Here is a 13,106-nt window from a genome sequence, read left to right on the forward strand (position 1 = left end):
TTATTAATAACGACGGTCGCGGGAACCATATCCTCCGCCGCCACGGTTATTACCACCGCCACCTTTGAAATTATTATTCGGTTGTTTAGGTCTTGCTTCGTTTACCATCAATTGCTTACCTTCGATTTCGCTGCCGTTCAAACTATCCATAGCCTTTGCTCCTTCTTCTTGATTAGGCATTTCCACAAAGCCAAAACCACGTGAGCGGCCTGTTTCGTGGTCTTTGATAACCTTAGCGGAGGTAACCTCTCCAAAATCGCTGAAAATCTGATGGAGATCCTCATCGTTCAACCTATAGTGCAGGTTGGCTACGTAAATGTTCATGATAACTGAAATTAAAAAAATGAAAAATAATATACTGAAGTTATGAAAATTACGCTAATAAAAAAGTTAGCGTCAAAATATTTTTGTAATTACCTAGTTTTTTACTACCATTTGACATAGTCAGATCCTTTGTAGTACCCCATTTGACTGGCACAGAAATATTATTTAAAATACTGCTCTGACGCTTATAAACGCTCCTTTTTACGGTTTTTTTTTCGTAAATTCAGTACATGATCCATTAAATTAAATTCATATGGGAGCGTTAAGTGAAACATGGTTTGCCGATGGTTATATAGACTTTGAGCTGAAAAAGTACACGCTATTGGCTTATTTACAGGACATTAATCAACACTTCACCCAGAGCAGGCTGTACCCGCAGTTGTCAGACATCATCTTTCATTACAACAACTTGGTTGCTTTCCGGGACAACAAACAGTTTTTACAGCAGCAATTTCCAAAAAGGCTCACGGCAGTGAACATCCAGAAGCTGGAATTATTGTACGAGCAGCTGATTGCCGACGATGAACTGATGGAAGAACTGGAATCCATCATCCATTATTCCCTGCCACAGCTAAACAGCACTATTAAGGAAGGAACGGAGATCTACGAGTACGTGGCGGAACACCTCAGTATTTTCCCCGTAGGACTGGTGCCGCTGGAAACAGCCGAAGGCTACCTGCTGCTGTGCGACGGGCGTGGCAGGCAAACGCTGGTATATACCTACCGGCTTACTATTTTTGAAAGACATGATGAAAAATACCGGGGTATTCATACCCAATATCTCCAGGCTTATAAAAAAGACCTGGTACATACCATCAGCCATATTAAAAGTATGCTGATCCGGGAGCGGAACAATTTGCCCAACCCCGCGGTGTATTGTGTGGAAACGCCGTTGGTAGTGCCGGTAGATGAAACCTTGCTGCCCATCGCCAAAAGAAGCCTGGTAAAGTACATTGCGCAGGAAGCAGCGTAGCTATTTTAAAGCCGGCGCGCTGGTTTCCCCGTCGTAGTGGATTTCCAGGGTATGATCCTTCAGAAATGGAGCATAATACTGCTCCATTACTTTCCTTATTTTCTCTTTGGATTGCTGGATGTAAGTAGGATTGTTTTCCAGCTGGGCACGGGAGGTCCGGTAAAGTTCTTTCTGTACAGCGGTATAGGTTTCGTCGTCCTGCGACAGCAGCCAGCCCTTACGGTTGGTGGTTTCCATCCGGTCCATTTTCAGCTCATAGCTGAGCAAACGGGGCGCCGGCAAACTGATAATGATCTTCTTATCAGTCATTTGCACTTTAAACAACTTATCGTCGATATTTACGCCGTATTTGGCCTGGTACGGAATAGTAACCCACACCGTATTTTCCAGGAAGGCTTTCTTCAGGTTATCTGTCCATTCGCCGCTGTTTTCAATATTACTCCTTTTAATGCTGGCGCTTCCCTGCACATCCAGGCTGGCCAGTTCTGCAATTTCCTTTACAATAGTGCTGTTGGAAATTACCTGCTGACTCACATTGGTGCTGCCGAAACGCTTGCCCAGCCAAAAGATCAGGAGCGCGAATAATATAAATACAACGGGGTAGAGGACTTTTTTCATGCCTAAATTTAGTAAAAATGTAAAGAGCCTGCAGCGGATAGGCGTTACCGTTACCTGGTAAGACTATCAATCAGCGCTGCATGTTCCGGGTAAGCCGCCTGCAGCGGCGCTTTTTCCGCCAGTTCAAAATCTGCAAAATCAAACCCCGGCGCTACGGTGCAACCGGTAAGGGCGTACCCGCCGGGTACTTCAACACGGGAAGCAAACCAGTTGCCCGCGGTGATGATCACCTGCAGGCTTTCGTTGTTTTGGATATCGCGGCCAAGCTTGTGTACCAGCAACTCTCCGCCGGGAGCTATCTCGTAGATCGTCAATGTATTGCCATCATAAAAATGCCAGATCTCATCGGCTGCGATACGATGGAACGCAGAAAACTCTCCTTCTTCCAGTAAAAAATAAATGCAGGTAGAAGCATTGCGGTTACCGCTCATGCCGGCAGGCAGGGTTTTCATATCGAGCACCCACTCTGACCGGTAAGTTTCGCGGAAAGCGCCGCCTTCAACATGGGATTGCAGTTTCAGTTGTTCACGCCAATGGGCTGCGGAATATTGCATAGTAATGCCTGTTAGGAAAAGTAAGTTAAACAAAAAGTGCGGTTATTATACTTTTTCGTGTATAGGTAGAGGTTATACTACACGTGGATTTTCCGGGAGCAGGCAGGGCCTGTTCCCGGAATGTTGGTTTTTTCCATATTTGTGCAAAAAGTATCTTTTTCTTAGCTGGCTACTGCTACCTGCTGCAGGTTATCCACCTGCATATGTGCAATAGTTCCTGTGGAAGGAGTGAAGTAAGAAGGCGTTTCATGATTAAACAGCAGGTAATCTTTTATAAACATGGCCTGGTTATACCACGGCGTTGCTGCCACCGGTGTTTGCCACTCTGGTAAATTCAGCTGGCGGAGCGCGCTCAGGGCTGTTTTATAACGGATCATCCGGGCATATAACTGCGGCGGAATACCTACTATTTTGCTGAAGAGTCTTTCCAGCGTTGGGCGGGAAAGTCCGTAGCGGGCGGTGAGTTCTGCGATGCTTACATTGCCCTGCATGATCACCAGGTAATCGGCAATGTCATCTACTTCGCGGAGATTGCCCGGTTGCTGTGAAAGCGCCTGCAGGCAAGCATCATCGAGTAATGATTCCACACGTTGTGGCTCCTTTTCCTGTTGCAGGGCAGTGATCAGTTCCTGCCACACAGGTTGTTCTGCCGTGAGCAGGTTGCGGTAATAGTTGGTGAAATTAGCGGCGTCCATGCCTAAAAGTCGGTAGCATCCGTAGGCGTTCAGCTGCACTACTGCTGCTTTTACCGGTCCCTGTACCTGCAACTGGCAGGCGCAGGTCATATGACCCAGTACCGAGCCCGCAGGCAGGGTGAATGCTTTGTGGTTCACCGGCTTCACTTCTGCCTTCCCTTCAAGGATGAATACCATGTACTGATCGCCCAGGGCAAACAGGTTTTGTGGTAGCTGAATAATACCACGGGTATCATCTTCCCAATAATAATATTGCTTTACAAATGGACGTAATGCATCCGCGGGATGATGGATATGGAAGTTCATAGGTACAATAATGTGGTGTTAAGGATATCGCTATCGCTGCAGATCACACCATACGCTAAAAGTGGCGATGTTATTGTAAATATATGTTAAATAATTTATATTAAGAAAAATATATTTAGGGAGAGATAGAATCACCTGACACTGAACAGGATATCCCTGGCAGGGATACTTTGAATACTCCCTTTTTTATCGCCGATAATCAGTTCCCGGTTATGGCGGGCACTCGTTTCCACCAGGTTACACATCGCTGTATTAAGGCCCTCCATTATTTTCCCGGAGCGCACTTTAAATTCATACCGGCCGGCTATTTCCGGTTCCTCCCTGCCGCAATGCAACGGGAATATATCCCATATACCGAAAGATTCCGCAGCGATGTTGGTACCTGAACTTATTTCCAATGGCGCTGTACTGGTATTATCAATCATCAGCCAGTTGTCGCAGATGGGGATATATAAATTCATCAGGTTACTGATACCCCGGTGGTATCTTCTTTTAATTACTTCTGCCGGCATATCATGGCCCCCCTCTTCCACCCGTTTCAATACCCTTTTTTCCGCCATTTCAGGTGAATTCAGCCAGAAGAAAAGCAGGGTAACCGTGTACCCGGTTTCTTTTGCTTTTTCAATCAGTGATACATAGCTTCTGGTGGCCAGGGTGGTTTCAAAAGCAAAGTCGGTTTTTTCCAGCATCAGTTCCCGGATCCGGTGTAACATCTGCCTGCCTGCGGGCAAAGCAACGCTTTGGGGGTTAAGAGGGCACATCTCAGCAGCAATGATATCTGCATTCACAAATTCTTTACAGCCCAGTATTTCAGGCAATAAAGTGAAACTGGCAGTTGTTTTCCCTGCTCCGTTGCAACCAGCTATGATATATAATTCCGGCATTGCTCAAAAATGCGTCAACCATCGTTAATAGCTGTTAATAGGATTATCAGTGGTCCTGTATTAACAAAAAACGCCGCAGAAACCTGCAGCGTTTTTTTTGTTAATACGTTTAATTTACTGTTGCGGATCCCAGCCCCAGTTGATCCCTTTTTCCGTGGCAGGCACGCCGCTTTCCAGCCATTGCGGCGCCGGTGCGCCTTTCAGGAAGTGATCAAAAAACTGTTGCTCCCTGCGTTGAATATCTTTGCGGTTCTGGCGTTGTACCAGGTTATGCGCTTCATTGTTATAATTCAGCAACCACACCGGCTTGCCTAAACGGCGTAACCCGGTAAACATTTCGATGCCCTGGTACCAGGGAACGGCGCCATCGGCATCGTTGGCCATAATAGCCACCGGCGTGTTTACACGCGGCAGGTTGAACAACGGTGAGTTTTCAATATACAGTTCAGGCTTCTCCCATAGGGTAGCGCCGATACGGCTTTGTGAATGCTCATACTGGAATTGCCTGTTCATACCGCTTTCCCAACGGATACCGCCATAGGCACTGGTCATGTTGGCCACAGGAGCGCCGGCCCACGCTGCTTTAAAGAGATTGGTTTGCGTGATCAGATAAGCCACCTGGTACCCGCCCCAGCTCTGACCCTGGATCCCCATATTTTTTCCATCTACCCACGGTTTTTTGGCCAGATCTTCTGCGGCACTCACAATATAATCGTACGCACTTTTACCGGGATAACCATTTTCATAGCTGATATCCGGTGCTACTACCAGGTAACCGCGACTTACAAAAAATGAAATATTGAGTCGTGATGGCGTTGGCGCAGGCGCCTGGTAATTGTACAATCCATCTGTTAACTTCTCGTAGAAATAAAAGATAACCGGGTATTGTTTGGCGCTGTCAAAATTTTCAGGCTTATAAAGAATGCCTTCTGCAGGTTTGCCACTGAAGGTAGTCCACTTATATAGCGATGCGGTGCCCCAGTTATAATCCTGTTGCTGGGGATTAGTATGACTGATCTGCACAGCTTTTGCGATATCATCTCCTGTAAAAACGTCCGGGGAAAGCTCATACCGGCTACGGGTATACGAAAACACGTTGGCGTCTTTTGCTTTCAGCAAATCAGTGTAGGAATAAGGCCCAAGTACCACGGGTTGCAGGCTGGCGGCCTTACCGCTTTTACGTGGCAGTTCCAGTGAATAAAAGCCATTGTATTTGGTGCTGTCCTGGAAAGCCGTTAACGTCAGGCGATCGCCGGGCAGGAAAAATTTCTTATCGGGATCCAGGCGCAGGTAACGGAAACGTATTTTGCCGGTACGGCCCATACCTTTGGTGATGTTCAGCGGCGCTGCTTTTCCGGAAGGATCTACCTGCCATATATCGTAGCGGTCGTAGATGTACACGTAATTATCATCCGTCATCCAGCCGGCAATACCATAGGCATCCGGTACATCGGGATGGTCATCTTCCTCATCATATACTTTGGTGGGAATGCCTTTGCTTACACTTACCGCTGCGCCGGTAGCGTTGTTATAACTGAACCACTCCCGGTTTGCCAGGTCGTACCAGATGATATATTTTCCGTTAGGGGAGATGAAAAAGCTACCGTCCAGTTTTTCTTTGATCTTTTTTCTCGTACCATCTTGTATGTTCACGAGGTAAGCAGTTTTCAGTGTGCGGCCCACCCATTGCATGGGAATGCGCGCGCCTTTGTCCGTATAGCCGAGCGCGTTAGGGCTGTTGCCTTCCGCTGTGGTGATCACCGTTTCCAGGTCTTTATCGCTTAACTGGATCACCCGTTTGCTGCCCGGATAGTATACGGCGGCATAACTTCTTTTCAGTTCTTTATCTGCATTTTTTAACTGCATGGGCTGCAGGTAATCATCTTTATAATTCCAGATATCTACTTTAGCTACTTCGAAATCCACGAGGGTGGTATCTTTCACGGGCAGTATGGGAGCGGTGCCAAAAAACAGGCGCTGACCATCTTTGCTGAAATAAATCAGGCTGTTGGGGCTGATGCTCCAGTTGGCCGGAATGCCGCTGCTGTTTTTATCGGCTACTTCGTAGGCGCTGTCCTGCCCGGGTTTGAAATAATAGAGCTTATAGAATTGCTGTAATGCTTTGGCCGAATCGCGGGTACCGAAATACGCCGCCTGTTCTCCTTTTTCGTCGAAGGCGAATTGTTTATAATCGCTGTTGCCATTGCTCAGTGCAGTGGCTTTCCTGTTGGCGGTATGCCACAGGAGTACACCGTTGCGCGATAGTGAATCTTTTTTATCTGCTTTTGTTTCTATAAGGAGTTGGTTACCGGGTTTGCTGAAGGCAAATTCAGTCACATTCTTAATGGTATCCTGTGTACCGCTCAGCAGCTGACGAATCACCAGCGTGCCGCTTTCAGCGCCGGCAGCAGGCGTTTTGTCGTCATCTGCACGATCGTCGTCATCCATCGGCTTAGGCGCTTTGTTGCCTTTGCCTCTGGCGCTGTCAGCTGCCGGTTTTTCCAAAAGGTAGGCGAGTAAACCACTGCCTTTTTCCGGTGTTTTAAAAGATTTTACCCCGGGAAATTTCAGGATACCGGGTTGTCCCAATGCAATGATCGCCAGGGAATCTTTGGGCATTTCTGCCGCTTTCTTCTTTTTGATCTTTGCTTCGCGGGTATCTTTAAAAAACGGTTTGATGCTACAGATCACGTAGCGGGAATCTTCCGTGATAACCGGGTTGCTGCCACGGGCAATGGTAGCTGACTGACCGGTTTTACGGTCGTAAATTACCAGGCTGGCGTCGCCTTCCTGTGGTACCACTGAATACACTACCCACTGTCCGTTATTACTGATCAGTTTAGTGCCAATGCTTTGCCAACTGTCGTAAACACTGTGGTCCAGCGGCTTTTTTGCAGGTTGCTGTGCATAGGTAAGAAGGGAGGAGCCCAGGAGGGACACCCCTAATAAAACTTTTCTCATAAGCGCAAAGTAATAATTACGGCGCTCAAGTTACAAATAAATGAGGATGAGCGGGGGGACTACGATGCGGTTTTGCCCCTTACCACACGCAGCATTTGTAGTCCTACGGAAAGGATGATACAGCCCAGCCCGGCGTAGAAGGCGTTATTCAGAAACTGGTTTTCATGAAACAATATAAACGCCATCACGATGCTGTAAACCGGTTCCAGGTTGAAACACAGGTTCACGGTAAAAGCGGATATTTTCTTTAATGCACTCATATTCAGCAGGTACATCAACACGGTGCAGAACCAGGCCAGTATAAACAGGTAGAGTAAATCCATAGATGAGGGCAGCAGGGAAGGTGCCGGGAATAAGTGGAGGTATAAAGGCATAGCGAGACTCAGTACCAGAAAGCCTGTTGACAGCTCATAGAAAGTGATGGTGGGCGTATCGAACCGTTTGATCAGTCTTTTATTGAATACGGTGAACAGTGCGGCAAACATGGCGGAAATAATGCCCAGTATGATGCCGGTACGGTATTGTGTATCAAAGTGGAAGATCAGCAGGATTCCCAGCAGGGTGAGCATACTCAGTAACATTTCGGCTACATCAAAGCGGCGCCTGTTAATGAGCGGGTCAAATATGGCGGTGAACAGGCTGGTAAGCGAAAAGCAAACCACCCCGATAGATACGTTGGAATATTTGATACTGCCGTAAAAGAAAAGCCAATGGAGGGCTATTACCACGCCGGTGCTGCCAATGGGAAGGATATCCTTCCAGGGAAGCTTTTTAAAAGTACCCTGGAAGCGGAATAAAACATACAAAGTAACGGAGGTGATCAGTAACCGGTACCATACCAGTAATCCTTCGTTGAGGGAAATCAGTTTACCTAATATCCCTGTAAATCCAGCCAGAAATACGGAAAGGTGTAGCTGGAGAAATGCTTTCTTCATGGTCCGTTAAAATGTATTTAGGGACCAGGTCATTTTTTAAATGAACAGGTCCCTAAATGCTATGCAATTGATGTGATTTATTAATTAATTCTGTACTCTTCTTTTATAATTGCGGAAGAGGCTTTGCCATTGTATTTTGAGTACCCCGAGGATCCCTTCTTTTACAATGCCTTTGCTCATTTTGGAGTATCCTTCTTTCCGGTCTTTAAAGGTGATAGGTACTTCTTTTATTTTAAAGCCGAGCTTCCATGCCGTAAATTTCATTTCAATCTGGAAGGCATAGCCTACAAACTGTATCTGGTCCAGGTTAATGGATTCCAGTACGGTATTGCGGTAACATACAAATCCTGCGGTGGGATCTTTTACGGGCATCCAGGTGATCATACCTACATAAATGGAGGCGCCATAAGATAATACGGCGCGGTCCCACGGCCAGTTTTCGGTTTTGCCGCCTTTTACATAACGGGAACCTACGGATACATCTGCTCCTTCTTTGGCGCAGGCGTCGTACAGGCGCGGGAGATCTTTAGGATTGTGTGAAAAATCCGCGTCCATTTCTATAATGTACTGATAGCCCCGGGCCAGTGCCCATTTGAAACCGTGGATATAAGCTGTACCTAAACCTTGTTTGCCGGACCTTTCTTCCAGGAATAATTCGTTGGGATGCTGCTGTTGTAATGATTTCACAATAGCGCCGGTGCCGTCGGGCGACCCGTCATCCACAATGAGGACATGAAAATTCTGCTGTAAGGAAAATACAGCGTCAATGATGTTACGGATATTATCCTTTTCATTGTACGTAGGAATGATGACAAGCTTTTCCAATCAGCAGATGATATTTTTGGACTGCGAAAATAATTCAATTCCGGCGCAAGATATGACGTTCCCGAATAACATTACATTTTTTTTAACATCATATTATGGAAGATCTCAGTCAGTTTCTGTTTGGTATTGAGCGGAAAATCCGCTTTCATCATCCAGTCGTAGTACTGAGGTTCTGCCTTTAGCACGTCTCTGACAGGACGGCCTTTATACTTACCAAAGTTAAATACTTCCTGTCCGCCCTGCATCACGAGGCGGCGGGCAAAGTCGATATAATCTTCCTCTTTTGTAAAATCGGCCAGTGAGTCGATATCCTGTTGTAGTTGTTCGTAGCGGCCCAGTTGGGCTTCCAGGATCTCGTACGTAGCCAGTGCGTCTGCTTCGGCGCTGTGTGCGTTTTCCAGCAGCTTATCGCAGTAGAACTTGTAGGCGGCGCCCAGGGTGCGTTTTTCCATCAGGTGGAAGATGCGCTGTACATCTACGAATTTGCGTTTGGATACATCAAACTCGATGTCTGCTCGCAGGAATTCCTCTACCAGGAGGGGAATATCGAAGCGATTGGAGTTATACCCGGCCAGGTCGCAGTTGTCCATGAACTGTTTGAGTTCATGAGCGGCCTGTTTAAAGGTAGGTGCGTCTTTTACATCCTCGTCTTTAATACCATGAATTGCTGTAGATCCTGCTGGGATCGGCATTCCGGGGTTAATGCGTTTCACTTTGGACTGGGTTGTTTTGTCCGGAAACACTTTGATGATAGCAATTTCAATGATACGATCGGAAGCCACGTTGGTACCGGTAGTTTCCAGATCGATTACGGCCAGCGGCCTTTTGAGGAGCAAAGAAGGCATTATGAATAATTTATAATTTAGTTTAATGTATTTACTAATCTGACGGCAATAATGCTTTCAGTTTGCTAAAATCGAGGCCATCGTACGTTCCGGAGCTCATCAGCAGCAGGTTGGTGTCCTGGTATTGTTGTGCGGCCAGGAATGCTTCCAGTTTTTCCCTGTTATGGAAAACGTGGAGGTCATTACGGCCAAACCGCTGTGCAATCAGTTCCGGCGCCAGGTCTGGCATTCTTTTTATTTCCAGTGCATGTTTGCTGTAAAATACAACGGCGGTATCTGCTGTATCGAGGGCGCCGTGGTATTGTTCCAGGAAATCTGCATTTAAACTGCTATAGGTGTGTAATTCCAGCACGGCTATCAGCTTCCTGTCTGGAAACTGGTGTTTGGTGGCTTCCATAGTGGCTTTCACTTTAGAAGGCGCATGTGCAAAATCACGGTAAATAACGCAATGATCATTTTTTGCTACCAGTTCCAGTCTTTTTGCGGCGCCCTTAAAGGTAGCAATTGCTGCCAGGAATTCCGCATCAGACAGGCCCAGTTCATTACAAACCAGTTTGGCGGCGTGGAGATTCAGCAGGTTATGATCGCCAAAAACTTCCAGGCTGGCCTGCTGGTCGCCGAAAATAACACGGGTTACGCCGTTGGTAATGGTATGTTCCGGCAGGCCGTAGGGCACCAGTTTCAGGTGACCGCCGGTAGCAGTTACCAGGCTAACGAGTTCCGCATCGGTATTGTTGTAGATCAGTACCTGACCGGCTTCCATCTGCCTGATAAAAATGGCAAACTGTTCTTTATATATTTCGTAGGTAGGAAATACGTTGATATGATCCCATGCAATGCCTGTTAACACCGCAATTTGAGGGTGCAGGAAGTGGAATTTGGGCCGTTTTTCAATGGCCGAGGCCGGGTATTCGTCGGCTTCGCACACAATTACTGGGGCGTCTGTAATATTTACGGACTGGGCAAAACCTTCCAGCCGGGCGCCTACGAGGTAGTCGAACGACTGGTGATTAACCTGCAAAGCGTGCATGACCATCGCGGTGGTGGTAGTTTTACCATGACTTCCCCCGATGGCTACCCGTGTTTTATTTTTACTTTCCTGGTAGATATATTCCGGGAAAGAATAAATTTTCAGCTGCAGTTCCCGGGCTTTTATCAGTTCGGGATTGTCGTCCCGGGCATGCATACCGAGGATCACTGCGTCCAGATCCGGCGTTATCCGGGCAGGGTCCCAACCCATGCTGGCTGGTAAAATGCCCGCCTGTTGCAGGTTAGACAGTGCCGGTTCGAAAATCTCATCGTCACTGCCGGTTACCTGGTAACCTTTATTTTTGAGCGCAATGGCCAACTGATGCATTACGCTGCCGCCTATGGCAATAAAATGTACTTTTGTCATAACGCTGGATATTTTCGGCTTGCCGAAAATTACATTGTTGTTTTTTTTAATGTATTTTCTATATTTGCAAAATAACGTTACAAAAGACGATTAAAAAAGTGGTCGTATCATATTTCCTGTGAAATTTCGTTTTAGTCATAAATTATTTAAAACTGCCAGTATGCAATCTTATGTAAGAATTTTGGGCTACACCGCTATGGTTTGTATCTTTGCCGCTTTCTTGACGTCCTGCGTAAGCCATCAGAAATTAGGCTGTCCCATGAAGGGCATGGCCAAGTCGCCTGCGATAGAACATAACAAAGCATGTTAAATGAATTGGAAAACGTTAACCAACGAGGAACAACTATCTGAAATCAATGCGGCATCAGCGCATCAGCCGGTAGTTATTTACAAACACAGTACGCGATGCTCTATCAGCTCAATGGCCAAGGCCAGGTTGGAACGGTCGGCTGAACCGGAAGGGTTAACGTTTTATTATCTGGACCTGATCACCTACCGGCCGGTATCCAATAAAATAGCGGAAGTATATGATGTTCCGCATGAGTCTCCCCAGGTACTGGTTATCCGCAACGGCGAATGTGTTTATAATGAAAGTCATGGCGGCATCGCAATGGACGAAATAGTTGCACAGGCTGGCGTATAACCACTCAAATAGGCTAGCTTTGTAAATTCAACAGCATAGCCAATGAAACATCGTATAGTAGTAGCAGTTACCGGGGCAAGTGGTTCCATCTATGCCCGTCAGTTGTTACAAAAGCTGCAGGCAGCACATGAACAGCTGGACCAGGTAGCTGTGGTGATGACAGAAAACGCCAAAACGGTATGGGAAACAGAGCTCAGGGACGAAGAATATAAACACCTGCCTTTCCGTTTTTATACCCAACAGGATTTCCACGCTCCTTTTGCTTCCGGGTCCGGACGCTTTAACACCATGATCATCTGTCCCTGCTCCATGGGCACACTGGGACGCATTGCCACCGGCATTTCCAACGACCTGATTACCCGCGCGGCAGACGTAGTGCTGAAAGAAAGAAGAAAGCTGATCTGCGTAGTACGGGAAACTCCCTATAATCTTATTCACATCAAAAATATGGAAGCGGTTACCCTGGCCGGCGGTATTATCTGCCCTGCCACTCCTTCCTTTTACAGCGTTCCCGCCAACCTCGAAGAAATGGCCGCCACGGTTGTGGACCGGATCATAGACCTGGCCGGCCTGGAACAAACTACTTACCGCTGGGGAAGCGATAGTAATAATAAACAGGATTAATTATCTTAGTCCCTCATTCTTCATTCTATAACCATTATCATGCAAATAGCTATCATCAACGGACCTAACCTGAACCTGCTCGGCAAGCGTGAAACGGGCATCTATGGCAGCGAATCTTTCGAACAGTATTTCAAACACCTGCAAAAACAGTTTCCGGCAGTAACTTTTAGCTATCACCAGAGTAATATAGAAGGGGAAATTGTGAACTATCTGCATGAAGTAGGATTTTCATACGATGGCGTACTGCTCAACGCCGGCGCCTATACGCATACCTCCATCGCCATCCGCGACGCTATTGCCGGCATCAAAACCCCGGTGATGGAAATTCATATCAGCAACGTGTATGCAAGGGAAGAATTCAGACATACTTCACTGATAGCGCCTAAATGTATTGGCTGCATCTGCGGACTGGGGTTGAAAGGGTACCAGCTGGGCGTGGAGTATTTCGGGATGAATGATTTGTAGGAGCGCCTTCGGCGCTGGAAATTGTCTTGGAGCAGGATTAGATAGATTAATCGTGACT

General features: G+C 46.9%; 14 protein-coding genes. 4 read left to right on the top strand and 10 right to left on the bottom strand.

The features are described 5' to 3' along the window. Nucleotides 1-3 precede the first annotated feature (3 nt). Nucleotides 4-324, bottom strand: a complete 321-nt coding sequence (locus PV783_RS10680) for an RNA recognition motif domain-containing protein (RefSeq protein WP_079468754.1) — start codon at nucleotides 322-324, stop codon at nucleotides 4-6. A 253-nt stretch (nucleotides 325-577) separates the two neighbouring features. Between PV783_RS10680 and PV783_RS10685 the strand changes: the two genes are divergently transcribed. After that, the gene (locus PV783_RS10685) at nucleotides 578-1,297 is read left to right on the top strand and encodes a hypothetical protein (RefSeq protein WP_079468753.1); all 720 of its coding nucleotides are present in this window, start codon (nucleotides 578-580) and stop codon (nucleotides 1,295-1,297) included. Here PV783_RS10685 and PV783_RS10690 read toward each other — a convergent pair whose 3' ends face one another. The 9 genes from PV783_RS10690 to PV783_RS10730 form a co-directional block, all read right to left on the bottom strand. After that, entirely contained in the window at nucleotides 1,298-1,915 is a 618-nt protein-coding gene (locus PV783_RS10690; RefSeq protein ID WP_420987949.1) for a DUF4230 domain-containing protein, read from the bottom strand. Nucleotides 1,916-1,965: 50 nt separating this feature from the next. After that, on the bottom strand, nucleotides 1,966-2,469 hold the full coding sequence (locus PV783_RS10695; RefSeq protein WP_079468751.1) for a cupin domain-containing protein: 504 nt from the start codon (nucleotides 2,467-2,469) through the stop codon (nucleotides 1,966-1,968). A 161-nt stretch (nucleotides 2,470-2,630) separates the two neighbouring features. Continuing rightward, the gene (locus PV783_RS10700; RefSeq protein ID WP_079468750.1) at nucleotides 2,631-3,470 is read right to left on the bottom strand and encodes a helix-turn-helix domain-containing protein; all 840 of its coding nucleotides are present in this window, start codon (nucleotides 3,468-3,470) and stop codon (nucleotides 2,631-2,633) included. A 131-nt stretch (nucleotides 3,471-3,601) separates the two neighbouring features. Next, nucleotides 3,602-4,354 carry a zeta toxin family protein gene (locus PV783_RS10705; protein ID WP_420987950.1) on the bottom strand — a complete coding sequence of 251 codons (753 nt, stop codon included), beginning with the start codon at nucleotides 4,352-4,354 and terminating at the stop codon, nucleotides 3,602-3,604. A 114-nt stretch (nucleotides 4,355-4,468) separates the two neighbouring features. Next, a complete protein-coding gene (locus tag PV783_RS10710; RefSeq protein ID WP_420987951.1) occupies nucleotides 4,469-7,315 on the bottom strand; it encodes an alpha/beta hydrolase family protein in 2,847 nt (948 codons plus the stop codon). A 59-nt stretch (nucleotides 7,316-7,374) separates the two neighbouring features. Beyond that, a complete protein-coding gene (locus tag PV783_RS10715; protein WP_079468747.1) occupies nucleotides 7,375-8,250 on the bottom strand; it encodes a DMT family transporter in 876 nt (291 codons plus the stop codon). Between the two features lie 84 nt (nucleotides 8,251-8,334). Beyond that, the gene (locus PV783_RS10720) at nucleotides 8,335-9,075 is read right to left on the bottom strand and encodes a polyprenol monophosphomannose synthase (RefSeq protein WP_079468746.1); all 741 of its coding nucleotides are present in this window, start codon (nucleotides 9,073-9,075) and stop codon (nucleotides 8,335-8,337) included. Nucleotides 9,076-9,146: 71 nt separating this feature from the next. Continuing rightward, the gene (locus tag PV783_RS10725) at nucleotides 9,147-9,920 is read right to left on the bottom strand and encodes a 3'-5' exonuclease (protein ID WP_079468745.1); all 774 of its coding nucleotides are present in this window, start codon (nucleotides 9,918-9,920) and stop codon (nucleotides 9,147-9,149) included. A gap of 34 nt (nucleotides 9,921-9,954) precedes the next feature. Then, nucleotides 9,955-11,316 carry a UDP-N-acetylmuramate--L-alanine ligase gene (locus PV783_RS10730; protein ID WP_420987952.1) on the bottom strand — a complete coding sequence of 454 codons (1,362 nt, stop codon included), beginning with the start codon at nucleotides 11,314-11,316 and terminating at the stop codon, nucleotides 9,955-9,957. A 310-nt stretch (nucleotides 11,317-11,626) separates the two neighbouring features. On the opposite strand from PV783_RS10730, the gene ytxJ reads away from it, so the two are divergent. From ytxJ to aroQ, 3 genes are read left to right on the top strand one after another with little or no spacing between them, the layout of a single operon-like run. Beyond that, nucleotides 11,627-11,959, top strand: coding sequence for a bacillithiol system redox-active protein YtxJ (ytxJ, locus tag PV783_RS10735; protein WP_079468743.1), 333 nt, complete (start codon nucleotides 11,627-11,629; stop codon nucleotides 11,957-11,959). Between the two features lie 42 nt (nucleotides 11,960-12,001). Beyond that, a complete protein-coding gene (locus PV783_RS10740) occupies nucleotides 12,002-12,583 on the top strand; it encodes a UbiX family flavin prenyltransferase (protein ID WP_079468742.1) in 582 nt (193 codons plus the stop codon). A gap of 39 nt (nucleotides 12,584-12,622) precedes the next feature. After that, on the top strand, nucleotides 12,623-13,048 hold the full coding sequence (gene aroQ / locus PV783_RS10745; RefSeq protein ID WP_079468741.1) for a type II 3-dehydroquinate dehydratase: 426 nt from the start codon (nucleotides 12,623-12,625) through the stop codon (nucleotides 13,046-13,048). Nucleotides 13,049-13,106 lie beyond the last annotated feature (58 nt).

Origin of the sequence: Chitinophaga sp. CC14 (assembly GCF_048957795.1) — a bacterium.
Taxonomy (GTDB): domain Bacteria; phylum Bacteroidota; class Bacteroidia; order Chitinophagales; family Chitinophagaceae; genus Chitinophaga; species Chitinophaga ginsengisegetis.